This is a genomic window from Achromobacter sp. UBA5777 (assembly GCF_002418565.1).
Taxonomy (GTDB): domain Bacteria; phylum Pseudomonadota; class Gammaproteobacteria; order Burkholderiales; family Burkholderiaceae_B; genus Achromobacter; species Achromobacter animicus.
Window position 1 is genome coordinate 1 of sequence record NZ_DIEJ01000050.1, and the last position, 26,729, is coordinate 26,729.

Consider the following 26,729-nt stretch of genomic DNA (forward strand, 5'->3'; position numbering starts at 1 on the left):
CGACCAGGGCGCGGCACAACATACGGACATCGGTAGCTTGTAAGGAGGAGGGCATGAAAGCTCCAGGCAAGATAGGCACCGCGGCAGATAGTCAGAGAGAGGAGGGGGCGGCGTGGGGAGAAAATTCCGATACGGCGCGGCCGCAGAGCGCATCGACAATGCGCTGGCTGGCCTTGCCGTCGCCGTATGGATTGATCCGCCGCGAGAAGGCGCTGTGCAGCCCCGGGTCATCAAGCAGTCGGTTGACCTCGGTGACGATGCGCCGCGTATCGGTGCCGACCAGCGCCACCGTGCCCGCCCGCACCGCTTCCGGACGCTCCGTGACGTCGCGCATCACCAGCACCGGCTTGCCCAGATAGGGCGCCTCTTCCTGCACCCCGCCCGAGTCGGTCAGGATCAGGTGCGCGCGCTGCATGAACCACACGAAATCCAGGTAATCCAGCGGGTCGATCAAGTGCACGTTGGCAAGGCCGGACAGCTCGGCCATCACGACGCCGCGCACCTGGGGATTCAGGTGGACCGGGTACACGATCTGCAGGTCCGCGCGCCGGGCCAGATCGGCCAGCGCCGCGCAGATGTTGCGAAAGCCCTCGCCAAAGCTCTCGCGCCGGTGGCCCGTGACCAACAGCAGCCGGCGGTTCGGGTCCAGCCATGCGTATCGGGTCTGCAACATGCGGGTCAGGGCGCTGCCGGCGGTCAGCTTGGCGCAGGTCATGGCCAGGGCGTCGATCACCGTATTGCCGGTTACCGTGATGCTGCCCGCCAGGTTTTCGCGCAATAGATTCCCGCGCGACTCCTCGGTGGGCGCAAACAGCAGGTCGCCGATCGCGTCGACCACGCGGCGGTTCATTTCCTCGGGAAACGGCATCGCCAGGTTACCGGTGCGCAGCCCGGCCTCGACGTGACCGATGCGCACGCGCCGGTGGAACGAGGCCAGCGCACACGCCGATGCCGTGCTCGTGTCGCCGTGCACCAGCACGCAGTCCGGCTTCTCCGCTTCCAGCACGCCATCCACGCGGCTGATCAACCGGGCGTACAGGCCATTCAACGTCTGGTTGGGCACCATGATGTCCAGGTCGTGCTGCGCCTTCAATTCGAAGAGCGCCAGCACCTGATCCAGCATTTCCCGGTGCTGCCCGGTTACGCAGACCACGCTCTGGATCTGTGGCTCGTTCTGCAACGCGGTGACCAGCGGAGCCATCTTGATGGCTTCGGGACGCGTGCCGAAAATCGACAGGACTTTCATGACGGTGTGGCCCCCAGCGCCGGTGGCATTTTCTTGCGGCTATTTTGTCTTGAAAGCATTCGTAATATGTGTCGGAATATGTCAAGGCTTCCGGACATTTGGCGCGTCTTGGAGCACCGCTTCGTGCAATCCCACCACAGGGGAGATGCACGTTTCGTCCAAAATTTGGGGTCAAATCACGCGTGGCCGTTACAAGTGCCAAGATAAAGCACGAAACAATAAATTTCCGTTATGAACCCCGGGGTTTGAACGCGCCCATTCCCGCCGACGGATATGCCGAATTGCAAAACGGGGCCGTTGTGCGGATAATCACGAGTAATTCTTATTTAGATTTCCGGGCGTCCCAGGATGGCTCGAGGTCCTTCTACCCACGTGGCCAGCGACGCGCCGTCCTCACAAATCGAATCCCTGTACACCCACCATCACGGATGGCTTCATGGGTGGCTGCGCCGTCGCCTGGGCAATTCGTGTGATGCGGCCGACCTGGCGCATGACGCTTTCGTGCGCCTCATCCAGAAGCCGCGGCGCTTCGACAGCGCCCCCGAGGCCCGGGCGTATTTACGCGCCATGGCCAACGGCATGTGCGTGGACCTGTGGCGCCGCCGCCAGATCGAGCAGATGTGGCTGGAAGAACTGGCCGCGCGGCCCGAGGCCGTGGCGCCGTCGGCCGAGCATCAGGTCATCGTCATCGAGGCCCTGCTGGAAATCGATGGGATGCTGCGCAGCATGCCGGTGAAGGCCGCCAATGCATTCGTCATGGCGGTCGCCTGCGAGATGTCGGACAAGGAAGTGGCGCAGGAGCTGGGCGTGTCTACGCGAATGGTCCGCAAGTACGTCGCCCAGGCCATGCTGCACTGCCTGATGCTGGAAGCGCGGTCCGTGGCCACCGACTCGCCGATCCTTGTGCATCCGGCCGCGCCGGTGGCGACCGGTTCGGCATGACGAGCTGGGATTTCCCTGTTCCAGGCGCGACATGACCTCCTCGCATTCCGCCGTCGAGCCCACGCACCAGGCGCTTGAGCAGGCTGCCGAATGGTTTGCGCTGCTGCGCTCCGGCGAGGCCACGCCCGAAGAGCGCCGGCGCTGGCAGTCCTGGCTTGAACGCGCGCAGGAAAACCGGACCGCCTGGAGCTACGTCGAGCGGATCAGCAGCCAATTCCAACCCGTCCAGTCCAGCCCCGGCCGCGACGCCGCCGCCAAGGGCTATTGCGCGGCCAATAGCCGCATGGCGCGGCGGCGTCAGATGCTGTTCGGCCTGGCGGCGCTGGCCGGCACGGGCTTGTCCGGCCTGGCGGCGTGGCGCCTCACGCCTCTGCCCGGCGTGGTGCTGGCCTGGGCGGCCGATCACCGCAGCGCCACCGGCGAGGTCCGGCAGATCGAACTGGCCGACGGTTCCGTCGTCTGGCTCGGCACCGGCAGCGCCTTCGACGAGGATTACAGCGACGGCCTGCGCCGGCTTCGCCTGTTGGCGGGTGAACTGTTGATAGAGACTGCAGCTGATCCCGCTCGCCCGTTTGTCGTCGATACCCCGCAGGGCAGGGTGCGCGCCCTCGGCACGCGATTCACGGTGCGGCTCGACGGCGACGAGACGCTGGTGGCGGTCTACAAGGGCGCGGTCGAAGCGCGCACCGCCGTCACGGGCAGCACGCGCGTGATCCAGACGGGCGAGCAGACGCGCTTCACGGACGAAGCGCTGGCCGCCACGCAATCTGCCGACCCCGCGCGCGAAGCGTGGTCGCGCGGCATCCTGGTCACCAACAACACGCCGCTGGCGGATGTCGCCAGCGAGCTGCAGCGCTATCGCGGCGGCGTGCTGCGCGTGGCGCCCGAGATCGCCAACCTGCCGGTTATCGGCAGCTATCCCGCCACCGATCCCGATCGGGCGCTGGCCATGCTCGAAGGCGTTCTGCCCATCCGCATCCAGCGGACCTTGCCGTGGTGGGTCAGCATCCAGCCGCGCGGCGGTCCGGCCGGCAGCCGCTGACGCGATCCTCACCCTTTCCCGCCACCCGCCAGACCGCGCTTCATCGCGATTCGCACGGCATCGCAAAAATTTTCTCCCGCCCGGTTCCGCTTTTGAGGTTCTCGTTCGATTCCCCTAATAAGAGCGAATTCAATCGCACGGCTCGTCGATAAACCTCATCGGAACCCAGTTCGTCATGCCCCGTCATTCAGTCCTTGCCGCCTCGCGGTCGCCCCATTCATTCCGCCGCCTCGCGGGCAGCGCCCGCCTGACCCGCACTGCGCGTCTCGTGCAATTGGCGATCGCGGGTGGCGTGGCGGTCCTGGCCGTCGACGCGCCGGACGCCTTTGCACAGACCACAGGCATTCAACAACCTGCAGCGGCCGCAACGCGGCACTACGACATCCCCGCGGGCCCCTTGAGCACGGTGCTCGCCCGCTTTGCCAGCGAGTCAGGCGTGCTGGTCGCCGGCGCAGGCGAACTCGCCCAGGGCAAGCAGAGCCCGGGCGTGTCGGGCGACCTGGACCCGCGCGCCGCGTTGAATGCCTTGCTGGCGGGCACCGGCCTGGCCGCATCGCCGGCAGAGGGTGGCAGTTATGTGCTGCACCGCGCGGCGCCCGCCGGCGGCGTGGCCACGCTGGCGCCCGTCACCGTCCAAGCCGACGGCTTTGGCGCCACGGAGGGTTCGAACAGCTACGCCATGACCGGCCCCTTGTCCTTCGCCACCGGCCTGCCGCTCACGCAGCGCGAGACGCCGCAGACCATCAGCGTCATGACGCGCCAGCGTATCGAGGACGAGGGGGTCGACAGTATCGAGGCGCTGCTGGACCGCACGCCGGGCATCTCGGTGCAGAACATCGGCACAGGACGGTTCTCGATTCTTTCGCGCGGCTACAACATCGATAACTATCAGTTTGATGGCGTCCTGACCGCGACCGACATCGTGTCGCAGAACATCCCGCAGAGCCAGACTGACCTGGCCATCTACGACCGGGTGGAAGTCCTGCGCGGCGCGACGGGCCTGATGACGGGGGCGGGCGATCCCTCGGGCACCGTCAACCTCATCCGCAAGAAGCCCACGCGCGAATTCCAGGGCTATGCCAGCGTGGGCGCAGGCACCTGGGGCCGTGGCCGCGGCGAACTGGACGTGGGCGGGCCCATCAACGACGCCGGCACCCTGCGCGGCCGCTTCGTCGCTGCGCACGAGCAGGGCAACACGCATATCGACTACTACAAGGAAAACAAGACGGTTTTCTACGGCGTGCTGGAGGCTGACCTTACGCCGAACACGCTGTTCACGGCAGGCCTGGACTACCAGAACAACGATCCGCGCGGACAGTCGTCGACCGGACTACCGCTCTTTTACGCTGACGGTCAGCAGACCGATTTCAAGGCGTCCGACAACGCCGGGGCACGCTGGAACACGGACGAACTCAAGGTCTACAACGCCTTCCTCAACCTGGAGCACAAGTTCGCCAACGACTGGAAGCTCAAGTTTTCGGGCAACTACCTCCACGGCAAGCGCGAGTTTTCGTCCGCCGACGCCAGCTGGGGTTTCGTCGAGCGCAACACGGGCGACGGCGTGCAGTTCTATGGCGGCCTGGGCAGCGCCCGCCAGCGCCAGACCGGCTTCGACGTGCAGGCGGCCGGACCATTCGAATGGTGGGGACGGCAGCACGAGTTCGTCGTGGGAATGAATTGGGCGGAGTTCAATAACTATCACGAGCCGGCCGACGACGACATCGAGGGCCGTGAGGTCAACATTTACACCTGGGGCAACGACACTGCAGGGCCCACCGCGTCAGGCCAGAAACTCATGGATTACGACGGTTGGCAAAAGCAGCAGGGCGTCTATTCCGCATTGCGCCTGAAGCCCGCGGACGACCTCGCCGTCATTGTGGGCGCGCGCGTCAGCAACTACCGCTACAAGCTCTCGCAGATCTACACGTCGCCAGCGCTGGCGCGAAACAACAAGATCACGGAAATGAGTGAGAGCGGCGTTGTCACGCCGTACGCCGGCATCGTCTACGACCTGAACGACCAGCATTCCGTCTACGCCAGCTACAGCAGCATCTTCAAGCCGCAAAGCGCCCGCGATCGCAATGGCAACGTGCTGGACCCGCGCACCGGCGATAACTACGAAATCGGCTTGAAGAGCGACTACTTCGGCGGCCGCCTCACCAGCGCCATCGCGCTCTATCAGATCCGCCAGGACAACCTTGCCGAAGTCGACGAAGGCCAGTTCGTCCCCGGCACCGTGCGGGAACCGGCTTACCGCGCCGTCAGCGGCGCCAAAACGTCGGGCCTGGATATCGAGTTCAACGGCGAATTGGCCCCCGGCTGGCAAGCCGCGCTCAGCTACAGCTACAGCATCACCAAAGACGGCGAGGGCGGAACCATCCGAACCATCTTCCCGCGCCACATGGCCAAGCTGTGGACCACTTACCGCTTGCCCGGCGACTGGCACCGCCTGACCGTGGGCGGCGGCGTCAACTGGCAAAGCCGCATCTACTACAGCGCCACCACCTGGTCCCTGCCGGGCGTCACCCTCAAGGGCGAGCAGCCGGCCTACGCCGTCGCCAACCTGATGGCGCGCTACGACTTCAACCGCCAGCTCTCGGCCACGCTGAACCTGAACAACGTGTTCGACAAGAAATACCTGCAGGGGCTGGATACCACCTTCTATACCGGGATCTACGCGCCTACCCGCCACGCGATGCTGACGTTGAAGTATCAGTTCTGACCCGGTATGCCGCGCCCCGCGCCCAATCTGCTTCTGTTGGAGGGGGGGCGGGTTGACGTGGGCGGCCAGGCTGACCCGAGCTGCCTGACGCGGCCACCCTAATGCGAGTAAGGTACGGGAAAGGCCGTTTCGTCTGGCACGCCGGCCTGTGCCGCCAGCAGGAACCGAACACCATGAAGATTCATCACGCAGCGCTGCGCCTGCTGCTCGCCGGGGCGGCCATCGCAGCTCTCGCCGCCTGCGCAGAGACCCCGCAGCAACCGCGAAACAACGTGGACTACCGCAGCCGGCCGCTGGATTCGCCGGCGGGTTCCAACAACAACGCCAACCCGTCCGGCCAGCGTCTGACGATTCAATCGGGCGAGGGCGAACGCCTGAATCTCCCCTGGTTCATCGAGGGTGCGCAGGACTGGGTCAACCGGCAGTGACCCAGACGAAAAAAATCCTCAAGGGTCTGCACCCTTGAGGATTTTTGGTCAGCTGACGTTGCTGAACGGAATTTGGTGGAGCCGGGGGGAATTGAACCCCCGTCCGCAAGCCCTCCGCAACCAGTTCTACATGCGTAGTCGATTTATTTGGTTTTAACTTTGGACTTAGCCAACCGACAGGCCGGACCAAAGCGATTCACGTAATTTAAATCTGAGCCGTGTGACCCCAGCGCAGACCGATTCCTTGTGAATGTCGCTGCTGCGGTTCGAGGGTTACCCCCCTAGGAAGTTGCCTTCCTCCGCCTGACCCAAGGACAGATCAGTGCAGCGGCTCACCGCTTAAGCGGCGAGAGCGAAACGCTCGTCGTTGGCGTTTGTAGTGTTCCAGTGGTTTAACGAGCGTACTGGTGCTCGGCATGCCCTGAGTTGTTTCGCGACCCACGTCGAATCCGGATCGGCCCCAAGACCTTCCATTGTACTGCAAATGCAAGCGCCTGCCATCCTGTAAACCGAAGCGGTGTCAAGCGTGGCGGGGGCGAGACAAGCTTGGCGTCAGGCCGCGTTGGCGCACGCCGCCTTGGATTGCCGCCGGCCCCGGGACGCCGCCATCATTAGCGCGGCGAGCCCCACGGAAACCGCCACGATGACGGCCGCTGCGCCGCCCAGCGTCGCCAGGCCGTAGTGGTCGATCACATGTCCGCCAACTACCGCGCCCAGGCCGATGCCGATGTTCGCGCCGGAGATGTTCAGGGACGCGGCAAAGGCGGGCGCCTCGGGGGCGGACTTCATCAGCCGTACATGGCAGACGATGAAAAGCGCGGCCTGGGCGATTCCCCAGATGCCCAGCGCGACAGCCAGCAGACCGTGCGACTGCATGACCGGCGCGACGAACGCCAGGCCAGCCGCCATCAGCGACGAGAAGAGCGCCGTGGCGCCGAGCGGGCTGCGGTCCACCAGACGTCCGCCCAGCGTGTTGCCCACCAGTCCGACGGCGCCAAACGCCATCATCGTCCAGCCGACGGTCTCGCCGTCAAAGCCGCCCAGCCGTTCCAGCATGTCGGCCAGATAGGTATAGGCCGTAAACATGCCGGTGAAAACCAGCAGCGACAGCACCACATGGCTCACCACGATGGGGTTGCGCAGAATTCGCAGTTGCGTGACGAGGCGCACGCTGTCGGCGCGGATGCGCGTGCTGGGGAAGGTCAGCAGCAGCAGCAGCGCCTTGGCAAACGCCACCACGGACAGCACCCAGAACGCGGCGCGCCATCCGAACGCGTCCGAGATCAGTACACCGATCGGAATGCCGAACACCGTGGCGGCCACGATGCCGAAGGCCACCGTGGAAATGGCGCGCCCGGCGCGTGCGGGGCCCACCAGTTCGACGGCGGTGGCGCTGGCCAGCGACCAGAACACAGGCAGGGCCAGCGCCGGCACAAACCGGGCGATCGCCATGATCCAGATGTTTGGCGCCACGGCGGCCAGCGCGTTGGACACGCCAAACAGCACCAGCACCCCGATGAACAGGCGCTTGCGTTCCATGTTGGCCATCAGGGCGGTGAGCAGGGGGCCGGTCGCCGCGACCGTGAAGGCAAACAGCGTCACCAACAGGCCTGCCTGGGAAACGGTCACATCCAGATCGCGGGCAAGACCGGGCAGCAGCCCCACGATCAGGAACTCGGTGGTCAGGATGGTGAAGCCAGCGGCAGAAAGTAGCAGGATGGGCAAAAGCATAGGCATTCCTTGGACGCGAGGCCGGATGGCGCCGCGCGGGCAGGGAGTTGAAGGCAAGGTCAAAAGGTCTGGCGTGCGCCGCGTCAACGTGGCGCGCACAATGCGGCGAGACGCGGAGGTCCGCCAGCACGGAGATGTCGTCGCGGCCTGCGGAAGGCTGCAACGCCGGCATGTGCCGGAAACGGCGCGATCCGGACAACCGGGATCGCGATGCACGGTTCACACTTTAGGGGAGATCGGCGGCCGGATAAACCCTCGGCATCCGGATAGATTGTTCGGCCTGCTGCACTAATGAGGCCGAGTAATCGCGGAGAGCGGGGACACGATCAGCGAGGATGCCGCGCAGGAAGGAACGGCATGACCAAGCGCGAGACGCGCAGGCAGGAGCGGTATGGCCGAGCAGGGGCGCGCAGGAAGGAACGGCTTGAACGATCGCGGGACGGATGGGCCTGCGGCCCATCCCCCGGCCTCTACCGCAGGTCGCGGGGCAGCAGCGGCTCGATGGCGGACCAGAGTTCCGCCGGCGAATTCGCGCAGGTTTCCGCCTGCCAGGCGATGACGTTGTCGTCTTCGCCGACGTAGCCATAGGCCGCGGCTACAGCGGGCATGCCCGCCGCGTGAGCCGCCTGGATATCGCGCAGGTCATCGCCGACGTAGACGCAGCGGTCGGTCTCAAAGCCCGCTTCACGCGCGGCGTGCTGCAAGGGCAGGGGATGCGGCTTGGCGTGGGCGGTGGTGTCGCCGCAGACCAGCACGGCGCTGTCGCGCGTCAGGTCCAGGAACTCGACGATGGGCAAGGTCAGGTAGGTGACCTTGTTGGTGACGATGCCCCAGGACATGCCACGGTTGCGGATATCGGCCAGCAGGTCTTCAATTCCCGGGAACAGCTTGCTGTGCACCGTCGAGCTGGCGGCGTAGTCTTCCAGAAACTGCAGGCGGGTGGGCTCGTAGTCCGCGTCGCCCGGTTGCAGGTTCAGCGCCACGCGCAACAGTCCGCGCGCGCCCTGGGATGCCACGGGACGCAGCGCCTCGTACGCCATCGGCTCCAGGCCGCGGCGGGTGCGCTGACGGTTCGCGGCGGCTGCCAGGTCGGGGGCGGTGTCGGCCAGGGTGCCGTCGAAATCGAACAGGATCAGGGCGCTCATTTACGGGTTGCCATCAGATAGTTGACCGAAGTGTCGGAAGTCAGCGAGTAGATCTGGGTGATCGGGTTGTATTCCATGCCGCGCATGCTCACCGGTTCCAGGGCGGCGCCGCGCGCCGCCGCCGACAACTCGCTCGGCTTGATGAACTGGTCGTAGGTGTGGGTGCCGCGGGGCAGGAGGCGCAGGACGTACTCCGCGCCGATGATCGCGAACACGAACGACTTGGCGTTGCGGTTCAGCGTGGAAAAGAACACCCAGCCGCCGGGTTTCACCAGCGTCGAGCAGGCGCGCACGATCGAGGCAGGATCCGGCACGTGCTCCAGCATTTCCATGCAGGTCACCACGTCGTACTGGCCCGGCTGCTCGGCTGCCAGTTCCTCGACGGGCACCTTGCGGTACTCCACCTTCACGCCCGATTCCAGGCCATGCAGTCGCGCGATCTTCAGGGACTTGTCGGCCAAGTCGATGCCGGTTACGTCGGCGCCGCTGCGGGCCATCGCTTCCGACAGAATGCCGCCGCCGCAACCTACGTCCAGCACCTTGCTGCCGGCCAGGCTGCCCGCGCATTCCTGAATCCACTCCAGCCGCAGCGGATTGATGGCGTGCAGCGGCTTGAACTCGCTTTCGGGGTCCCACCAGCGGCTGGCCAGGGCGCTGAACTTGTCGATTTCGGCCTGATCGGCGTTGACGGAGGCTTGCGCGGTGTCGTGAGTTTGCGTGTTCATGGGCGGTCCGGCGTAAGGCTGCTCTATATATAGAGGGGTCCAGCGCGCTAGGCGAGGAAGGGGCTCACCGATGCACCAGATGGGTGCATCGCAGGCGAAAAAAAGGGCCTCGCTATGCGAGGCCCCCTTATTGTAGCTAGTCCGGCAATTACTTGCGGCTACCCACGATTTCGATCTCAACGCGACGGTTCTGGGCGCGGCCTTCCTTCGTCTTGTTGGAAGCGATCGGCTGCAGTTCGCCCTTGCCTTCCGTGTAGATACGGTTGGGGTCGATGCCCAGGCTGACCAGGTAAGCCTTGACCGAAGCGGCGCGGCGCTCGGACAGCTTCTGGTTGTACTGTTCGGTACCGATCGAGTCGGTGTGGCCGACGGCGATGATCGTTTCCAGATCGATGGTGCTGGCTTGCTGAGCGACTTGCTGCAGCAGTTGGCGACCTTCGGGCTTCAGGGTCGACTTGTCGAAGTCGAAGAACGTGTCAGCATTGAACACGACCTTTGCCGCCATCGGGGCCGGCTTCGCCTTCTGTTGGGCAACCGGGACGCCGTCGCAACCGGGGATACCGGTGGCCGGGGTCCAGAAGGCATCGCGCCAGCACAGTTCGTTCGTGCCGTTCTTCCAAACGTTACCGAACGGGTTGCGCCAGTTGTCCACGGTTTGCGCGGAAGCTACACCAGAGGCCGTGACGGCGGCGAAGGCGAGCGCCAGAGCGAATTTGGAGGGTTTGTTCATGTTTCTCCTCGTTGAGCTTGAAGCTGGATAAGTGACTCGCAGCGAACCCCCGCCGCATATCAGGAAAACGGGGCCAGTATAGCAACGCCAAGAGCTGGTTCAAAGGAATAGCTACTGGGTTTCCTGCGTGCTGGAAACAATCTTAAGGCATTTGGGGGGCTTTGGCTTCCCTGGACAGGCGCATTAATGCTGGATATGACGTTTTCGGCACTCCTGCCGTTTCCCATGTTGGTTTTTGACAACAGGGCCGCAGGGCGCGGGTGGGCGTGGCCGGGCGGCGTTTCTGATCGGTCCGTCGTAGCCCGCTTGCGGCGCCTTCGGACAGCCCATCGGACCGGTCCCCCAATCGAATGATAGAATTTCCTGTTTACCCGGCCCGGGTTCCTCCTTACACGATTCTGTCGTTATATATATGGATTCCTTTGCCAAGGAGACGCTTCCGGTATCGCTGGAAGAAGAGATGCGCCGCAGTTACCTCGATTACGCGATGAGCGTGATCGTCGGTCGGGCGCTACCGGATGTGCGGGACGGCTTGAAGCCTGTCCACCGGCGCGTGCTCTACGCGATGCACGAGCTGAACAACGACTGGAACCGCGCCTATAAGAAGTCCGCGCGTATCGTCGGGGACGTCATCGGTAAGTACCACCCCCACGGCGACCAGTCCGTGTACGACACCATTGTCCGCATGGCGCAGGATTTCTCCATGCGCTACATGCTGGTCGACGGCCAGGGCAACTTCGGTTCCATCGACGGCGACAACGCCGCGGCGATGCGTTACACCGAAATCCGCCTGGCGAAGATCGCCCACGAACTCCTGGCCGACATCGACCAGGAAACCGTCGACTTCGGGCCCAACTACGACGGCAGCGAACAGGAACCCCTGCTGCTGCCGTCGCGCCTGCCCAACCTGCTGGTCAACGGCAGCTCGGGCATCGCGGTGGGCATGGCGACCAACATTCCGCCGCACAACCTCCAGGAAGTGGTCGACGGCTGCCTGTACTGCCTGCGCAATCCGGCGTGCACGGTCGATGAGCTGATCGAGCTCATCCCGGCGCCGGACTTCCCCACGGGCGGCATCATCTATGGCATGTCCGGCGTGCGCGAAGGCTATCGCACGGGTCGCGGCCGCGTCATCATGCGCGCCAAGACGCACTTCGAAGACATGGAGAAGGGCAATCGTCAGGCGATCGTGATCGACGCGATTCCCTACCAGGTCAACAAGAAGACGCTGCAGGAACGCATCGCCGAGCTGGTCAACGACAAGAAGATCGAAGGCATCTCCGACATCCGCGACGAGTCGGACAAGGACGGCATGCGTCTTGTCATCGAGCTCAAGCGCGGTGAAGTGCCTGAGGTCGTGCTGAACAACCTCTACAAGAACACCCAGCTGCAGGACACCTTCGGGATGAACCTGGTGGCGCTGGTCGACGGCCAGCCCCGCCTGCTCAACCTGAAGCAGATGATCGACTACTTCCTGCAGCATCGCAGGGAAGTGGTCACGCGCCGCACGGTTTTCCAGTTGCGCAAGGCCCGCGAGCGCGGCCACGTGCTGGAAGGCCTGGCGGTGGCGCTGGCCAACATCGACGATTTCATCGCGATCATCAAGGCGGCCCCGACTCCCCCCGTCGCCCGTCAGGAACTGATGGCGAAGTCCTGGGATTCGTCGCTGGTGCGCGAAATGCTGTCGCGCGCCGACGGCGACACGCCGGGCGGCCGCGCGGCTTTCCGTCCGGACGACCTGGGCGTCGAGTTCGGTCTTCAGGGCGACGGCCTGTATCGCCTGAGCGATACGCAGGCCCAGGAAATCCTGAACATGCGCCTGCAACGCCTGACCGGGCTGGAGCAGGACAAGATCGTCGGCGAATACAAGGACATCATGTCCACCATCGCCGACCTGCTGGACATCCTGGCGCGTCCCGAGCGCATCACGACGATCATCAGCGAAGAACTGCAGGCCATCAAGGCCGAGTTCTCGACCGGCGCCAAGGACTCGCGCCGTTCGGAAATCGAACTGAACGCGACTGAACTCGATACCGAAGACCTGATCACGCCGACCGACATGGTCGTGACGCTGTCGCACGGCGGCTACATCAAGAGCCAGCCGCTGTCCGAATACCGCTCGCAAAAGCGTGGCGGACGCGGCAAGCAGGCGACGGCCATGAAGGAAAACGACTGGATCGACCAGCTCTTCATCGCCAACACGCACGACTTCCTGCTGTGCTTCTCGAACCGCGGCCGCGTGTACTGGCTGAAGGTCTGGGAAGTGCCGCAAGGCACGCGCAACTCGCGCGGCAAGCCGATCGTCAATATGTTCCCGCTGGCCGACGGCGAGAAGATCACGGTGGTGCTGCCGGTCAAGGAATTCAGCGAAGATCACTACGTCTTCATGGCGACCTCGCGCGGCACGGTCAAGAAGACCCCGCTGTCCGACTTCTCCAACCCGCGCAAGGCCGGCATCATCGCCGTCGACCTTGACGATGGCGACTACCTGATCGGCGCGGATCTCACCGACGGCAAGCACGACGTCATGCTGTTCTCGGACGCAGGCAAGGCCGTGCGCTTCGACGAAAACGACGTGCGCCCGATGGGCCGCAACGCCCGCGGCGTGCGCGGCATGATGCTCGAGGACACGCAGACGGTGATTGCGCTGCTGGTCGCCGGAGACGAGACGCAGACGGTGTTGACGGCCACGGAAAACGGCTACGGCAAGCGTACGCCGATCGCGGAGTACACGCGCCATGGCCGCGGCACGAAGGGCATGATCGCCATCCAGACCACCTCGCGTAACGGCAAGGTGGTGGGCGCGGTGCTGGTCACGCCTACCGATGAGATCATGCTCATCACCACCGGCGGCGTCCTGGTGCGCACCCGTGTCGCGGAAATCCGCGAAATGGGCCGTGCGACACAGGGCGTCACGCTGATCAACGTCGACGACGGCAGTACGCTGTCCGGCGTGCGCCGTGTCGTCGAAAGCGACGCGGACGATGACGGTGAACTGGACGAAGATGGCCAGCCAACCGGTGGCGACGACAGCAACGACGCAGCAGATTCGACGGAACCTACGGAGCAATAATGGCCCGCCCCTGGAACTTCTCGGCCGGCCCCTCGGTCTTGCCCGAGGTGGTGCTGCAGCAAGCCGCTGCAGAAATGCTGGACTGGCACGGCAGCGGCATGTCCGTGATGGAAATGAGCCATCGCGGCAAGCATTTCGTGCAGATCTGCGATGAAGCAGAGTCCGATCTGCGCGACCTGCTGGGCCTGCCGGCCGACTACGCCGTCATGTTCATGCAAGGCGGCGGTTCCGGGGAAAACGCCATCGTTCCCATGAATCTCATGGGACGCCGCGGCGCGCCAGCCGCGGATTTCGTCGTGACGGGCCATTGGTCCAAGCGTTCGTACAAGGAAGCCGGCCGCTACGGCAGCACGCACGTCGCGGCCAGCTCCGACCACGCCACCCAGATCGACGGCCGCGAACAGGCGCCGCTGACCTGGGTGCCGCCTGCCGATACCTGGCAGGTGCGCAAGGAATCGGCCTATCTGCACCTGTGCAGCAACGAAACCATTGGCGGCGTCGAATTCCTGGACTGGCCCGACACCGCTGACCTCGGCGCACCCGACGTGCCCCTGGTCATTGATGCTTCATCGCACTTCCTGTCGCGCCCGATGGACGTGTCGCGCTGCGGCATGATGTACGCCGGCGCGCAGAAGAACGCCGGCCCGGCCGGCGTCACCATGGTCATCGCGCGCCGCGACCTGATTGGTCAGGCCTTGCCGATCTGCCCCTCGGCGTTTGACTACGCCAACGTGGCGGCCGAACACTCGCGCTACAACACCCCGCCCACCTTTGCGATCTACATCGCGGGCCTGGTGTTCAAGTGGGTCAAGGCCAATGGCGGCGTGGCGGGCATGGAAGCGGGCAACAAGGCGAAGGCCGATCTGCTGTACGGCTACCTGGACAGCACCAGCTTCTATCGCAATCCCATTCACGCACCCGTGCGCTCGCGCATGAACGTGCCGTTCGTGCTGCACGACGAGTCGCTCAACGACGCCTTCCTGAAGGGCGCCGAGGCAGCGGGCCTCACGCAGTTGAAGGGCCACAAGAGCGTGGGCGGCATGCGCGCCTCCATCTATAACGCGCTGCCGCTCGAAGGCGTGACGGCGCTGGTCGAGTACCTGAAGGACTTCGAGCGCCGCCATGGATGAAGAGCTGCAGCGCAAGCTGCTTCCCCTGCGCAAGCGCATCGACGACCTCGATGCGCAAATCCTCGATCTTCTGTCGCAGCGCGCGCGCGCCGCGCTCGAAGTGGGCGAGGCCAAGCATGCCGCGCATGCCGATGGCCCGGTGCTGCGCCCCGAGCGCGAGGCCGAGGTCATCCGCCGCCTGCAGCAGATTAATCCCGGTCCGTTCCCGAACGCCGGCGTGGCGTCGGTCTGGACCGAAATCATCTCCGCATGCCGGGGCCTGGAGCGCGGCATGACCGTCGCGTTTTTGGGACCGCAGGGATCGTTCTCGGAGCAGGCCGCGCTGGAACACTTTGGCCATGCGGTCCAGAAGCTGCCTTGCGCCTCGTTCGACGAGGTCTTCCGGGCCGTGGAAGCCGGCCAGGCCGACGTGGGCATGGTGCCGGTGGAAAATTCCACCGAAGGCGCCGTCAACCGCAGCCTGGACCTGCTGCTGAACACCCCGGTCAAGATCCTGGGCGAGCGTTCGCTCGTCATTCGCCATTGCCTGATGTCGCAATCGGGTGGCATGGACGGCATCAAGACCATTTCCGCGCACCCGCAGGCGCTGGCCCAGTGCCAGGGCTGGCTGACGCGCAACTATCCCGACGTCGAGCGCGTGGCCGCATCCAGCAATTCCGAGGCGGCGCGCGCTGCCGCGTCGGATGCCAGCATCGCCGCCATTGCCGGCGAAGTGGCCGCGCCCGCCTGGAACCTGCAAATCGTCGCCGCCGGCATCCAGGATGACCCGCACAACCGCACCCGCTTCCTGGCAATCGGCAACATCGAGCCCCTGGTCAGCGGCAAGGACAAGACCAGCCTGATCCTGGCGGTGCCGAACCGCGCGGGCGCCGTCTATGAAATGCTGGCGCCCCTGGCGGCCAACGGCGTGTCGATGACGCGCTTCGAGTCGCGCCCCGCGCGCACCGGCCAGTGGGAATACTATTTCTACGTCGACGTCCTGGGCCACCGGAACGACCCGAACGTCGAGCGCGCCCTGGCGGCCCTGCAGGCGCAGGTTGCCTACCTCAAAGTGCTGGGCTCGTACCCGGCGCAGTGATATCCCACATCATGACCCACGCATCCAAGCCCCTCGTTGCCCCCGCGCACGTCAGCGCCATCGCCCCGTACCAGGCCGGCAAGCCGATCGAAGAACTGGCCCGCGAATTCGGGCTGGATCCCGCAACCATCGTCAAGCTTGCCTCCAACGAAAACCCGCTGGGCATGCCCAAGTCGGCCAAGGCGGCCATGCTGGCCGCCGCCGAATCGCTGGCACGCTATCCGGACCCCAACGGCTTTGACCTGAAGGCGGCGCTTGCCGAACGCTACGGCGTGCCGATGAACTGGATCACGCTCGGCAACGGCTCGAACGACATCCTGGAAATCGCCGCGCTGGCGCTGCTGGAGCCGGGCGCCTCGGCGGTGTACGCGCAGCACTCGTTCGCGGTGTACCGCCTGGCTACGCAGGCGCGCGGCGCGCGCCACATCGTGGTGCCGGCCGTGGATCACGGCCATGACCTGGATGCGATGTTCGACGCCATCGCCGACGACACGCGGCTGGTGTTCATCGCCAACCCGAACAACCCCACCGGCACGTTCGTGCCGGGCGACAAGGTCGCGGACTTCCTGGATCGCGTGCATGCCGCGCACGGCGACCGCGTCACGGTCGTGCTGGACGAGGCCTACAACGAATACCTGGATCCGGAACTGCGCTTCGACAGCACCGCGCTGGCGCGCCAGTATCCGAACCTGATCGTGTCGCGCACGTTCTCCAAGGCTTACGGCCTGGCGGGCCTGCGCGTCGGTTTCTCGGTGGCGCAGCCCGGCCTGACCGACCTGCTCAACCGCGTGCGCCAGCCGTTCAACGTCAATACCCTGGCCCAAGCTGCGGCCATCGCCGCGCTGGGCGATGCCGAATACCTCGAGGAAGCGTACGCTTCCAACAAGGCAGGCAAGGCCCAGTTGTGCGCCGCGTTCGACAAGCTGAATCTGCGTTACGTGCCCAGCTACGGCAACTTCGTGCTGGTTCACGTGGGCGACGCGCCGCGCATCAATCTTGAACTCCTCAAACGCGGCGTCATCGTGCGTCCCGTTGCGGGCGACGGTCTGCCGGAGTGGCTGCGCGTGTCCATCGGTCTGCCGCAAGAGAACGCCCGATTCATCGACGCCCTGACCGCCATTCTGACCGCATGAACGACGCGTTACCTTCTTCAGATCAGGGGGCCGCGGGCCCCCTGATTCCTGTATTGGCAGTGGTTGGCGTCGGCTTGATCGGCGGATCGTTCGCGGCGGCCTTGCGGCAGGCAGGGCAGGTGGGCAAGGTGCTGGGCGTGGGGCGCAATGCGCAGTCGCTGGAACGCGCTGTCGCGCTGGGCCTCATCGACGAAGCCGTGACGGCCGAAGCCGCGGCGGCCCAGGCGGATCTCATCATGCTGGCCACGCCGGTCGGCGGCCTGAAAACCGTGCTGTCGCAGATGCGGAGGCACCTCTCGCCGCACGCCGTGCTGACCGACGGCGGCAGCACCAAGGCTGAAGTGGTCGAGGCGGCGCGCGATGCGCTGGGCGATCGCCTTGGGCAGTTCGTGCCGGGCCATCCCATCGCGGGCGCCGAGCGCACCGGGCCGGAAGCCGCGGATGCGGACCTCTACCGCGGACGCACCGTCATCCTCACGCCCGTGCCCGAAAACGGCGCGGCGGCCATGGCGCTCGTGCGCCAGGCCTGGCAGGCTTGCGGCGCGCACGTGATCGACATGGACGCAGGCGCGCACGATCGCGTGCTCGCGTCGGTCAGCCATCTTCCGCACCTGCTGTCGTCGGTGTTTATGGAACAGGTGGCCACGGCCGCCGACGCCGCGACTCGGCTGGAACTCGCGGGCAGCGGCTTTCGTGATTTCACCCGTATTGCCGCCGGATCGCCCGAGATGTGGCGCGACATTTTTTTGTCCAATCGCGACGCGATGCTGGCCGAGCTGGCCGCGGTGCGCGGCGTGCTGGACCGAGCCGAGCGCGCCATTGCCGATGGTGACGGCGAGGCATTGCTGACGCTGCTGGACACGGCGGCGCGTGCGCGCCGCGGCTGGCGCAAGGAGTAGTTCAATGGGCGCTTTGTCTTACCTCGATCTGCCGCGCGTGCGGCGCGCGCAGGGCGCGATGGCCTTGCCGGGATCCAAGAGCATTTCCAACCGCGTGCTGTTGCTGTCGGCCATCGCCGAAGGTACGACGGTCATCACCGGTCTGCTCGACTCCGACGACACACGCGTCATGCTGGCCGCGTTGCGCCAGTTGGGCGTGCAGGTGTCCGACCTGGAAGCCGGGCGCGTCACGGTGCAGGGCGTGCGCCGCTTTCCGGTGGAAAGCGCCGACCTCTTCATGGGTAATGCGGGCACCGCAATCCGTCCGTTGACGGCGGCACTGGCGCTCATGGGCGGCGACTACCGGCTGTCCGGCGTGCCGCGCATGCACGAGCGCCCGATCGGCGACCTGGTCGATGCCTTGAACGCGCTGGGCGCGCGCATCGACTATCTGGGCCAGCCGGGCTATCCGCCGTTGCACATCGGCCGCGGCGACATCGCTGAAAACGCCGTTACCCGCGTGCAGGGTTCGGTCTCCAGCCAGTTTCTGACCGCCTTGCTGCTGGCCGCGCCTTTGCAGGCCGCTCGCAGCGGCAAGCCCGTCACGATCGAGGTCGCGGGAGAGCTGATTTCCAAGCCGTATATCGAGATCACGCTGAACCTGATGGCGCGCTTTGGCGTACTGGTGCAACGGGACGGCTGGAGCCGATTCGTTGTGGACGCGGGCGCCGCCTATCGCAGTCCGGGGCAGATCGCCGTGGAAGGGGACGCATCGACAGCGTCGTATTTCCTGGCGCTGGGCGCCATCGGCGGCGGCCCGGTGCGCGTGACCGGCGTCGGCGCCGACAGCATCCAGGGCGATGTGGGATTCGCCAGCACGCTGGCCGACATGGGCGCCAAGGTCACCTATGGCCCCGACTGGATCGAGGTGTCGGGCGTGCAGGTTGCCGACGGCGAGCGCCTCAAGGCCTTCGATACCGATTTCAACCTGATCCCCGACGCGGCGATGACAGCTGCGGCGCTGGCCCTGTATGCCGACGGTCCTTGCCGGCTGCGCAACATCGGCAGCTGGCGCGTCAAGGAGACGGACCGCATCCATGCCATGCAGACCGAGCTGGAAAAGCTGGGCGCGCAGGTGGAGTCCGGCCCCGATTGGCTGCGCGTGACGCCGCCGGCGCAGGACGCCTGGCGCGATGCCCATATCGGCACCTGGGACGACCACCGCATGGCGATGTGCTTTTCGCTGGCTGCATTCGGACCGGCGGCGGTCCGCATTCTTGATCCCGGATGTGTCAGCAAGACGTTCCCGGGTTACTTTGACGTCTACGCCGGCCTGGTTTCGGCCTAGCGCTGCATCGCATCCATGACTTTGACTGCTTCAACCTCCGCTTCCTTGGCCCCGGTCATCACGATCGATGGCCCCACCGCGTCCGGCAAGGGTACCGTGGCTCATCGCGTCGCCAAGGCGCTGGGCTGGGCGGTGCTGGACAGCGGCGCCCTCTACCGGCTGACTGCGCTGGCCGCCATCAACCGCGGCGTCGCCGCCGACGACGAGCCCGCCGTGGCGCGCGTGGCCGAGACGCTGGATGTACGTTTCGATGGACCGCATGTTTACCTCGAGGGGGCCGATGCCGGCCATGACATCCGCCGCGAGGAAGTGGGCAATTTCGCGTCCCGCGTGGCGGCTTTCCCGGGTGTGCGGCAGGCCTTGCTCGAGCGCCAGCGCGCCTTCCGGCTGCCGCCCGGCCTCGTTGCGGACGGCCGCGACATGGGCACCGTCGTGTTCCCGGACGCGTCCCTGAAGGTCTTCCTGGTCGCCGACGTGGTCGCCCGGGCGGAGAGGCGGCGTAAGCAGTTGATCGAAAAGGGAATTTCTGCTAATCTAGACGACCTTTTGCGGGATATGCGCGAGCGTGACGCGCGCGACACTGGACGCGCCACTGCGCCGCTGGCTCCCGCAGCAGATGCACACGTGCTGGATTCGTCCAACCTGACGATCGCAGAAACGGTGCAGGCAATACTGGATTTCTGGCAGCAAGCCAACCCGTGAAGTTAAGTGAAGTTACGGGCAGTGTTGCTACAGGCAGTTTTGCTACCGGCAGTTTTTTAGCATTTTTTGATTAGGCCCTGCTCAAGCCAGGCGACTCCCCCACGGGCCACCCCGCAAGGGTCAGCCAGCCGGCAGGTATTTTGACTCCACTGTGGCGGGCAATCCGCTGCGGTGTGTTCTTAACGGCCATTTCGGCCCAATGGATTTCAACCCCATGTCTTCCGTTTCCACTACCGCCACCGGCGGCGAAAGCTTCGCCGACCTTTTCGCACAAAGCCTCAAGAGCCAGGACATGAAGTCCGGCGAGGTCATCAGCGCCGAAGTCGTGCGCGTCGACCACAATTTCGTCGTCGTCAACGCCGGCCTGAAGTCCGAAGCGCTGATCCCCCTGGAAGAGTTCCTGAACGACCAGGGCGAGCTCGAAGTGCAACCCGGCGATTTCGTCTCGGTGGCCATCGATTCCCTGGAAAACGGCTACGGCGACACCATCCTGTCGCGTGACCGCGCCAAGCGCCTGTCGGCCTGGCTGCAACTGGAAAAGGCCCTGGAGAACGGCGAACTGGTTACCGGCACCATCACCGGCAAGGTGAAGGGCGGCCTGACCGTCATGACCAACGGCATCCGCGCGTTCCTGCCGGGTTCGCTGGTGGACCTGCGTCCGGTCAAGGACACCACCCCGTACGAAGGCAAGACCCTCGAATTCAAGGTCATCAAGCTCGACCGCAAGCGCAACAACGTTGTGCTGTCGCGTCGCCAAGTGCTGGAAGCCAGCATGGGCGAAGAGCGTCAAAAGCTGCTCGAAACCCTGCACGAAGGTGCCGTGGTCAAGGGCGTGGTCAAGAACATCACCGACTACGGCGCGTTCGTCGACCTGGGCGGCATCGATGGTCTGCTGCACATCACCGACATGGCCTGGCGCCGTGTGCGTCACCCCTCCGAAGTCCTGCAAGTGGGTCAGGAAGTCGAAGCCAAGGTCCTCAAGTTCGACCAGGAAAAGAGCCGCGTCTCCCTGGGCGTCAAGCAGCTTGGCGAAGATCCGTGGGTGGGCCTGGCTCGCCGCTACCCGCAAGGCACCCGCCTGTTCGGCAAGGTCACGAACCTGACCGACTACGGCGCGTTCGTTGAAGTCGAAGCCGGCATCGAAGGCCTGGTCCACGTGTCCGAAATGGACTGGACCAACAAGAACGTCGACCCGCGCAAGGTTGTGACCCTGGGCGAAGAAGTCGAAGTCATGGTCCTGGAAATCGACGAAGACCGTCGCCGTATTTCGCTGGGCATGAAGCAGTGCCGCCAGAACCCGTGGGAAGAGTTCGCCACGAACTTCAAGCGTGGTGACAAGGTCCGCGGCGCCATCAAGTCGATCACCGACTTCGGCGTGTTCGTCGGCCTGCCCGGCGGCATCGACGGCCTGGTTCACCTGTCCGACCTGTCGTGGGCCGAATCTGGTGAAGAAGCCGTGCGCAACTTCAAGAAGGGTGACGAAATCGAAGCCGTGGTTCTGGGCATCGACACCGACAAGGAACGCATCTCGCTGGGCATCAAGCAGCTGGAAGGCGACCCCTTCAACAACTTCGTCGCCACGTTTGACAAGGGCGCCGTCGTTCCGGGCACCATCAAGTCCGTCGAAGCCAAGGGCGCCGTCGTGACGCTGTCCGTGGACGTCGAAGGCTACCTGCGCGCTTCCGAGATCTCCTCGGGCCGCGTCGAAGATGCCACCACCGTGCTGTCCGCCGGCGAAAACATCGAAGCCATGATCGTCAACATCGACCGCAAGACGCGTTCGATCCAACTGTCGATCAAGGCCCGTGACAACGCCGAAACCGCCGACACGATCCAGCGCATGTCCGATGCCAGCGCTTCGTCCGGCACCACCAACCTCGGCGCGCTGCTGAAGGCCAAGCTGGACCAACAGCGCAACGACGGTTAATTCGTGACCAAGTCGGAGCTGATCGCCGCCTTGGCGGCCCGCTATCCTCAGCTGGCCGCCCGCGACACCGATTACGCGGTCAAGACCGTACTGGATGCAATGACTCAGGCCCTGGCCTCGGGTCAGCGCATCGAAATCCGCGGTTTTGGCAGCTTCTCGTTGTCGCAACGGTCACCCCGTATCGGTCGCAATCCCAAATCCGGCGAGCAGGTGCTGGTGCCTGGTAAACAGGTGCCGCACTTCAAGGCGGGTAAGGAATTGCGCGAGCGGGTGGACCTGGTCGGCGGCAATGACGAGGACGCTCAATCCTCTGGGTCGAGCGAGTCGATGCCGTCTTCCATGGCAGGTTTGCACGCCATGCACTGACGCGTCGGCCAGGCAGGGCTGCCTTCGGGCAGATCGGACCGCGAGCGAAGCCCCTTGAGAAATCAAGGGGCTTTGTTTTTGTGGCGCCGGTTCATGCGTGTGCCCGGCTCCCGCACGGGCGGGCCGTGCTCCGCCTTGGGGCTTTTTTTTCTCTCGTCATGAAGACGTCGCTTACAATTGACGGTCTCGAATCATCTGGAGCATGCGCCATGCGCTATCTCGTCTGGGCCCTGCGATTGCTCGTCTTTGTTGCGGTGTTGATGTTCGCCTTGAAGAACACCGACCCCGTCGCCGTGAAGTTCTACGCCGACTACGTCGTCCAGGATGTCCCGCTGATCGTCGTCATGCTGGTCGTGTTCGTGCTTGGCGCGCTGTTCGGCCTGCTGCTGACGGTGCCCGCCGCGCTGCGCCGCCGCCGCGAGGCCATCCGCCTGCGCCGCGAACTGGATCGCATCCAGGCCGCCGCCAATGGCACGACGCCCGTCGTGCCCCCCGAAGCCGTCGCTCCCATGTCGCCGCTGTGACATCGCGCCGCCTTTTTTGCACCGAATTACCGCATGAGTCCGAATAGTGGATTTTGAACCTTGGTGGTTGATATTCGTCCCGGTGCTCTTCGCGCTGGGCTGGCTGGCCGCGCGATTCGACATCCGGCAGATGCTGAGGGAAACGCGCAGCCTGCCCGACTCCTATTTCCGCGGGCTGAATTTCCTGCTCAATGAAGAGCCTGATCGCGCCATCGACGCTTTCGTCGAAGTCGCCAAGCTGGACCCGGAAACCACGGAGCTGCACTTTGCGTTGGGCAGTCTGTTCCGCCGCCGCGGCGAAATGGAGCGCGCCATCCGGGTGCACCAAAGCCTGCTGAACCGTTCCGACCTGCCGCAGGCGGAACGCGAACACGCGCAGCACGAGCTGGCGCAGGACTTCCTGAAGGCCGGGATGCTGGATCGCGCCGAAAGCGGTTTCGAGCAGCTCAAGGACACGCGCTACGCCTTGCCCGCGCTGCGCTCGCTGATCCGCATTTATGAATCCGAGCACGATTGGCCGCGTGCGATCGAGGCCGTGAAGACCCTGCAGGGCCTTGTCGACGAGCCCGTCCCGCAAATCGTGCATTACTACTGCGAACAGGCCCAGACGGCGCTGGCGGCCAAGCCCGCCGACGTCGAGGCGGCGCATAAGGCGCTGGACGCTGCGGACCATGCGCTGTCCACCACCGAAGCCGCCTCGAGCAAGGGCGCCAAGGTGCGCACCGCCATGCTGCGGGCGCGCCTGGCGCTGATCGAACAGGATCCGAAGCGCGAACGGCTGTATCTCGAGTCGGTCATGACCGACGCGTCGGAATACGCCGGACTGGTGGCCGAACAGTTGCTGGCCAATTACCGCAATGCCAATCAGGTGGCGGAGGGCTTGGATTTCCTGCAAAAGCAGTATGGCCGCCATGCGTCCCTGGACCTTTTCAATGTGGTGTTCCGGGAGTTGCGGGTGCAGCAGGGCGCCGCCACCGCCTGGGCCTTTGCCCGCGGCGCGCTGCGCAGCCATCCCTCACTGTTGGGGCTGGATCGCCTGCTTGAGGCCGAGCTTGCCAACGGCGACGGCGATGGCGATCACGGACCGGTGCCGGGCGCCGATCTGACACTGCTCCGCAGCCTGATTCACAAGCACACGCAACGGCTCGATCGCTACGCATGCCGCAATTGCGGTTTTCAAGCGCGTCGCTTTTACTGGCAATGTCCCGGCTGCAACGCCTGGGAAACCTATGCGCCGCGCCGTCTGGAAGAACTTGAATGAACTCTTTTCCCGCCGAAGCCATTTCGCGTAGCCGCGTGCTCGTGGTTGGCGACGTCATGCTGGACCGCTACTGGTTCGGTGAAGTCGAACGTATCTCGCCCGAAGCGCCGGTGCCGGTCGTGCGAGTCGCGCGACGCGAAGACCGTCTGGGCGGCGCCGCCAACGTGGCGCGCAACGTCGCGGCCCTGGGCGGCCACGTGACCCTGGTCGGCGTGCTGGGCCAGGACGAAGCCGGCGACAGCGTCCGGCGCCTGGCTACCGAGGCCGGCATTCAGGGCGACCTGATCGCCGACAACGAACTGCACACCACCCTCAAGATGCGCGTGCTGGGCCGTCAGCAGCAGCTGCTGCGTGTGGACTTCGAACAGCATCCCACCCAGCCATCGCTTGACGCGGTGGACGCCGCGCTGGCCCGGCATCTGGCCAACCACGACATCGTCGTTCTGTCGGACTATGCCAAAGGTGTGCTGACCCGGGTCGAGTCGCTGATTGCGCTGGCGCGCAGCGCGGGCATCCCGGTGCTGGTGGACCCCAAGGGCGACGACTATTCGCGTTATCGCGGCGCGACGCTGGTCACGCCCAACCGCTCGGAAATGCAGCAGGCAGTTGGCCGCTGGACGTCCGAAGCCGAATTGACCGATCGTGCGCAGCGCCTGCGCGCCGATCTGGACCTGGAAGCCTTGCTCGTGACGCGGTCCGAGCAGGGCATGACTTTGTTTTCCGATGCGGGACGCGACCACACTGACGCGCAAGCGCATGAAGTGTTCGACGTGTCCGGTGCGGGCGACACCGTGCTGGCCACGCTGGCGGTTACGCGCGCCATTGGCTTGCCGTGGGCCGAAGCCATGGGCTGGGCCAACAAGGCCGGGGGCATCGCCGTGGGCAAGCTGGGCACGTCCGTCGTCACGGCCGCGGAATTGGCAGGAGAATCCTCATGATCGTCGTTACCGGAGCCGCGGGCTTCATTGGCAGCAACCTGGTTCGCGGACTCAACCGCCGCGGCATCGAAGACATCATTGCCGTCGATGACCTGACCGAAGGCGACAAGTTCGTCAATCTGGTCGACTGCAAGATCGCCGACTACATGGACAAGGACGACTTCCGCCGGCGCGTCGCCGATGGCAGCCTGCCCGAAATCCGCGCGGTCCTGCACCAGGGCGCGTGCTCGGACACGACCGAGCGCAACGGCCGCTACATGCTGGACAACAACTACCGCGTCACGCTGGAACTTTTCGAGTTCTGCCAGGCGCGCCGCGTGCCGTTCCTGTATGCGTCCTCGGCGGCCGTGTACGGCGGATCGACGACCTACGTCGAGCATCCCGACAACGAAGGCCCGCTGAACGTCTACGGCTATTCCAAGCTGCTGTTCGACCAGGTGCTGCGCAAGCGCATGGACAGCCTGACGGCGCAGGTCGTCGGTCTGCGGTACTTCAACGTGTATGGTCCGCACGAGCAGCACAAAGGCCGCATGGCCTCGGTGGCTTTCCACAACATGAACCAGTTCCTGGAGCACGGGCACGTGCGCCTCTTTGCGGGCTGGGACGGCTACGTGGATGGCGGCCAGAGCCGTGACTTCATTTCGGTCGAGGACGTGGTGGCGGTGAATCTCCATTTCCTGGATCACCCTGAGCAATCGGGCATTTTCAATTGCGGCACCGGCAAGGCGCAGCCGTTCAACGACGTGGCGGCCGCGGTGGTGAACACGCTGCGCGCCGAGCGGGGCGAGGCCGAGCTGACGCTGGCTCAGCTCGCCGAGCTGGATCTGATCCGCTACATCCCGTTCCCGGAAGACCTCAAGGGGCGCTACCAGAGCTACACCCAGGCGGACGTCACGCAGCTTCGGGCCGCCGGTTTTGCCGCGCCGATGCGCGACGTGCAGACGGGCGTGGCCGAGTACGTGCGCTATTGGCGCGCGCGGAAGTAATCCGCCGCGCAGGCAATGCGACAAGGAAGGCCACCGCGACGCGGTGGCTTTTTTTTGCCCGCGACGTTGCCTGCCATTGCTGGGGAGATTGCCGAGGTATCTGCACGCGTAGTTGCCGGGGTGGATGTTTTGGTTCACCGGACCGGCGCTGGGGGCCGCCCGCCCCGATGATGGCAACGGGGCGCGGCAACCGTCGCGTCCGGAACCGTCAGGAGAGCCCCATGAATCCCTTCGTCCATCCCACCGTTGCCCGCAACCTGCCTCGGGCCTCGTGGCGTCGCGCGCGTCCCGCTGCCATGACCGCATGCCCGCGAGAGCGGCACCGCATACTTCGGCGGGCGCTCGGCGCGTTGCTGCTGTCTGCTGGCCTGGGCGTGGCCGCGCCGCCCGCTCATGCGGTGGATATCAACCAGGCCACCGCAGCCCAGCTTGAGGGCGTGCGAGGCATCGGCCCGCGCACCGCTGAAATCATCGTCCGCGAACGCGAGCGCGGCGGCGGCTTTGAATCGTTAGACGACCTGACCGAACGCGTGCGGGGCATCGGCCAGAAAAAGGCTCAGGCGCTGCAGGCGGCGGGGCTGACGATCGGCGCGGCGGGTGCGGCGTCCAAGCCGTCGGCAGGCGCGTCCGTTGCGGCGCCCGGCGCCCGGCCCGCGGCCGGCAAAGCCGCTGCG

The 26,729-nt window shown here is 65.2% G+C and carries 23 protein-coding genes and 1 other RNA gene; 18 read left to right on the plus strand and 6 right to left on the minus strand.

The window, feature by feature from the left end; all coding sequences use genetic code 11:
- Positions 1 to 91 precede the first annotated feature (91 nt).
- Positions 92 to 1,246 (minus strand): non-hydrolyzing UDP-N-acetylglucosamine 2-epimerase, encoded by a 1,155-nt coding sequence (gene wecB / locus B3446_RS03450; protein ID WP_191576651.1) that lies wholly within the window; start codon positions 1,244 to 1,246, stop codon positions 92 to 94.
- A gap of 348 nt (positions 1,247 to 1,594) precedes the next feature.
- On the opposite strand from wecB, the gene B3446_RS03455 reads away from it, so the two are divergent.
- The 4 genes from B3446_RS03455 (at position 1,595) to B3446_RS03470 (ending at position 6,380) form a co-directional block, all read left to right on the plus strand.
- Complete coding sequence (locus B3446_RS03455; RefSeq protein ID WP_291377319.1) at positions 1,595 to 2,188, plus strand: sigma-70 family RNA polymerase sigma factor; 594 nt, start codon at positions 1,595 to 1,597, stop codon at positions 2,186 to 2,188.
- 31 nt (positions 2,189 to 2,219) lie between these two features.
- The gene (locus tag B3446_RS03460) at positions 2,220 to 3,230 is read left to right on the plus strand and encodes a FecR domain-containing protein (protein WP_291377320.1); all 1,011 of its coding nucleotides are present in this window, start codon (positions 2,220 to 2,222) and stop codon (positions 3,228 to 3,230) included.
- A 175-nt stretch (positions 3,231 to 3,405) separates the two neighbouring features.
- Positions 3,406 to 5,952, plus strand: coding sequence for a TonB-dependent siderophore receptor (locus B3446_RS03465; protein WP_291377321.1), 2,547 nt, complete (start codon positions 3,406 to 3,408; stop codon positions 5,950 to 5,952).
- A 173-nt stretch (positions 5,953 to 6,125) separates the two neighbouring features.
- Entirely contained in the window at positions 6,126 to 6,380 is a 255-nt protein-coding gene (locus B3446_RS03470) for a hypothetical protein (protein ID WP_175122842.1), read from the plus strand.
- 73 nt (positions 6,381 to 6,453) lie between these two features.
- Here the strand turns inward: B3446_RS03470 and ssrA are convergent.
- From ssrA to ompA, 5 genes are all read right to left on the minus strand, one after another.
- Positions 6,454 to 6,842: a transfer-messenger RNA gene (ssrA, locus tag B3446_RS03475) on the minus strand.
- 90 nt (positions 6,843 to 6,932) lie between these two features.
- Positions 6,933 to 8,111, minus strand: coding sequence for an MFS transporter (locus tag B3446_RS03480; protein ID WP_291377322.1), 1,179 nt, complete (start codon positions 8,109 to 8,111; stop codon positions 6,933 to 6,935).
- A 470-nt stretch (positions 8,112 to 8,581) separates the two neighbouring features.
- Positions 8,582 to 9,256 (minus strand): HAD-IA family hydrolase, encoded by a 675-nt coding sequence (locus tag B3446_RS03485; protein ID WP_291377323.1) that lies wholly within the window; start codon positions 9,254 to 9,256, stop codon positions 8,582 to 8,584.
- Complete coding sequence (ubiG, locus tag B3446_RS03490; protein ID WP_291377324.1) at positions 9,253 to 9,981, minus strand: bifunctional 2-polyprenyl-6-hydroxyphenol methylase/3-demethylubiquinol 3-O-methyltransferase UbiG; 729 nt, start codon at positions 9,979 to 9,981, stop codon at positions 9,253 to 9,255. Before ubiG ends, B3446_RS03485 begins: the two co-directional genes overlap by 4 nt.
- A 148-nt stretch (positions 9,982 to 10,129) precedes the next feature.
- The gene (gene ompA, locus B3446_RS03495) at positions 10,130 to 10,711 is read right to left on the minus strand and encodes an outer membrane protein OmpA (RefSeq protein ID WP_056322232.1); all 582 of its coding nucleotides are present in this window, start codon (positions 10,709 to 10,711) and stop codon (positions 10,130 to 10,132) included.
- Between the two features lie 412 nt (positions 10,712 to 11,123).
- On the opposite strand from ompA, the gene gyrA reads away from it, so the two are divergent.
- The 14 genes from gyrA to B3446_RS03565 form a co-directional block, all read left to right on the plus strand.
- A complete protein-coding gene (gene gyrA / locus B3446_RS03500) occupies positions 11,124 to 13,784 on the plus strand; it encodes a DNA gyrase subunit A (protein WP_191576644.1) in 2,661 nt (886 codons plus the stop codon).
- Positions 13,784 to 14,914: a 3-phosphoserine/phosphohydroxythreonine transaminase gene (gene serC / locus B3446_RS03505; protein ID WP_291377325.1), complete on the plus strand. Its 1,131-nt coding sequence runs from the start codon at positions 13,784 to 13,786 to the stop codon at positions 14,912 to 14,914. The genes gyrA and serC overlap by 1 nt, the downstream gene beginning before the upstream one ends.
- Positions 14,907 to 15,992 carry a prephenate dehydratase gene (gene pheA, locus B3446_RS03510; RefSeq protein ID WP_191576642.1) on the plus strand — a complete coding sequence of 362 codons (1,086 nt, stop codon included), beginning with the start codon at positions 14,907 to 14,909 and terminating at the stop codon, positions 15,990 to 15,992. The genes serC and pheA overlap by 8 nt, the downstream gene beginning before the upstream one ends.
- An 11-nt stretch (positions 15,993 to 16,003) precedes the next feature.
- On the plus strand, positions 16,004 to 17,125 hold the full coding sequence (gene hisC / locus B3446_RS03515) for a histidinol-phosphate transaminase (RefSeq protein WP_291377326.1): 1,122 nt from the start codon (positions 16,004 to 16,006) through the stop codon (positions 17,123 to 17,125).
- The gene (locus B3446_RS03520) at positions 17,122 to 18,024 is read left to right on the plus strand and encodes a prephenate dehydrogenase (RefSeq protein WP_291377327.1); all 903 of its coding nucleotides are present in this window, start codon (positions 17,122 to 17,124) and stop codon (positions 18,022 to 18,024) included. Before hisC ends, B3446_RS03520 begins: the two co-directional genes overlap by 4 nt.
- A 4-nt stretch (positions 18,025 to 18,028) precedes the next feature.
- Positions 18,029 to 19,351, plus strand: coding sequence for a 3-phosphoshikimate 1-carboxyvinyltransferase (gene aroA, locus B3446_RS03525; RefSeq protein WP_291377328.1), 1,323 nt, complete (start codon positions 18,029 to 18,031; stop codon positions 19,349 to 19,351).
- 21 nt (positions 19,352 to 19,372) lie between these two features.
- Positions 19,373 to 20,053: a (d)CMP kinase gene (gene cmk, locus B3446_RS03530; RefSeq protein WP_370633081.1), complete on the plus strand. Its 681-nt coding sequence runs from the start codon at positions 19,373 to 19,375 to the stop codon at positions 20,051 to 20,053.
- Between the two features lie 214 nt (positions 20,054 to 20,267).
- Positions 20,268 to 21,980: a 30S ribosomal protein S1 gene (gene rpsA, locus B3446_RS03535; protein ID WP_175122832.1), complete on the plus strand. Its 1,713-nt coding sequence runs from the start codon at positions 20,268 to 20,270 to the stop codon at positions 21,978 to 21,980.
- A 3-nt stretch (positions 21,981 to 21,983) separates the two neighbouring features.
- The gene (locus B3446_RS03540; protein WP_056322254.1) at positions 21,984 to 22,346 is read left to right on the plus strand and encodes an integration host factor subunit beta; all 363 of its coding nucleotides are present in this window, start codon (positions 21,984 to 21,986) and stop codon (positions 22,344 to 22,346) included.
- Positions 22,347 to 22,555: 209 nt separating this feature from the next.
- Entirely contained in the window at positions 22,556 to 22,870 is a 315-nt protein-coding gene (locus B3446_RS03545) for a LapA family protein (protein WP_056567641.1), read from the plus strand.
- A gap of 46 nt (positions 22,871 to 22,916) precedes the next feature.
- On the plus strand, positions 22,917 to 24,131 hold the full coding sequence (gene lapB / locus B3446_RS03550) for a lipopolysaccharide assembly protein LapB (protein ID WP_191576638.1): 1,215 nt from the start codon (positions 22,917 to 22,919) through the stop codon (positions 24,129 to 24,131).
- Positions 24,128 to 25,069 carry a D-glycero-beta-D-manno-heptose-7-phosphate kinase gene (gene rfaE1, locus B3446_RS03555; RefSeq protein ID WP_175122830.1) on the plus strand — a complete coding sequence of 314 codons (942 nt, stop codon included), beginning with the start codon at positions 24,128 to 24,130 and terminating at the stop codon, positions 25,067 to 25,069. The genes lapB and rfaE1 overlap by 4 nt, the downstream gene beginning before the upstream one ends.
- Positions 25,066 to 26,055, plus strand: a complete 990-nt coding sequence (gene rfaD / locus B3446_RS03560) for an ADP-glyceromanno-heptose 6-epimerase (protein ID WP_291377329.1) — start codon at positions 25,066 to 25,068, stop codon at positions 26,053 to 26,055. The genes rfaE1 and rfaD overlap by 4 nt, the downstream gene beginning before the upstream one ends.
- A 221-nt stretch (positions 26,056 to 26,276) precedes the next feature.
- Positions 26,277 to 26,729: ComEA family DNA-binding protein (locus B3446_RS03565; protein WP_291377330.1), on the plus strand; the 453-nt coding region annotated here is incomplete at its 3' end.

What these genes read in the sequence shown, in the direction of transcription:
- wecB (WP_191576651.1), bottom strand. Translation starts at nt 1,246, where the DNA reads ATGAAAGTCCTGTCGATTTTCGGCACGCGTCCCGAAGCCATCAAGATG.
- B3446_RS03455 (WP_291377319.1), top strand. Translation starts at nt 1,595, where the DNA reads ATGGCTCGAGGTCCTTCTACCCACGTGGCCAGCGACGCGCCGTCCTCA.
- B3446_RS03460 (WP_291377320.1), top strand. Translation starts at nt 2,220, where the DNA reads ATGACCTCCTCGCATTCCGCCGTCGAGCCCACGCACCAGGCGCTTGAG.
- B3446_RS03465 (WP_291377321.1), top strand. Translation starts at nt 3,406, where the DNA reads ATGCCCCGTCATTCAGTCCTTGCCGCCTCGCGGTCGCCCCATTCATTC.
- B3446_RS03470 (WP_175122842.1), top strand. Translation starts at nt 6,126, where the DNA reads ATGAAGATTCATCACGCAGCGCTGCGCCTGCTGCTCGCCGGGGCGGCC.
- B3446_RS03480 (WP_291377322.1), bottom strand. Translation starts at nt 8,111, where the DNA reads ATGCTTTTGCCCATCCTGCTACTTTCTGCCGCTGGCTTCACCATCCTG.
- B3446_RS03485 (WP_291377323.1), bottom strand. Translation starts at nt 9,256, where the DNA reads ATGAGCGCCCTGATCCTGTTCGATTTCGACGGCACCCTGGCCGACACC.
- ubiG (WP_291377324.1), bottom strand. Translation starts at nt 9,981, where the DNA reads ATGAACACGCAAACTCACGACACCGCGCAAGCCTCCGTCAACGCCGAT.
- ompA (WP_056322232.1), bottom strand. Translation starts at nt 10,711, where the DNA reads ATGAACAAACCCTCCAAATTCGCTCTGGCGCTCGCCTTCGCCGCCGTC.
- gyrA (WP_191576644.1), top strand. Translation starts at nt 11,124, where the DNA reads ATGGATTCCTTTGCCAAGGAGACGCTTCCGGTATCGCTGGAAGAAGAG.
- serC (WP_291377325.1), top strand. Translation starts at nt 13,784, where the DNA reads ATGGCCCGCCCCTGGAACTTCTCGGCCGGCCCCTCGGTCTTGCCCGAG.
- pheA (WP_191576642.1), top strand. Translation starts at nt 14,907, where the DNA reads ATGGATGAAGAGCTGCAGCGCAAGCTGCTTCCCCTGCGCAAGCGCATC.
- hisC (WP_291377326.1), top strand. Translation starts at nt 16,004, where the DNA reads ATGACCCACGCATCCAAGCCCCTCGTTGCCCCCGCGCACGTCAGCGCC.
- B3446_RS03520 (WP_291377327.1), top strand. Translation starts at nt 17,122, where the DNA reads ATGAACGACGCGTTACCTTCTTCAGATCAGGGGGCCGCGGGCCCCCTG.
- aroA (WP_291377328.1), top strand. Translation starts at nt 18,029, where the DNA reads ATGGGCGCTTTGTCTTACCTCGATCTGCCGCGCGTGCGGCGCGCGCAG.
- rpsA (WP_175122832.1), top strand. Translation starts at nt 20,268, where the DNA reads ATGTCTTCCGTTTCCACTACCGCCACCGGCGGCGAAAGCTTCGCCGAC.
- B3446_RS03545 (WP_056567641.1), top strand. Translation starts at nt 22,556, where the DNA reads ATGCGCTATCTCGTCTGGGCCCTGCGATTGCTCGTCTTTGTTGCGGTG.
- rfaE1 (WP_175122830.1), top strand. Translation starts at nt 24,128, where the DNA reads ATGAACTCTTTTCCCGCCGAAGCCATTTCGCGTAGCCGCGTGCTCGTG.
- rfaD (WP_291377329.1), top strand. Translation starts at nt 25,066, where the DNA reads ATGATCGTCGTTACCGGAGCCGCGGGCTTCATTGGCAGCAACCTGGTT.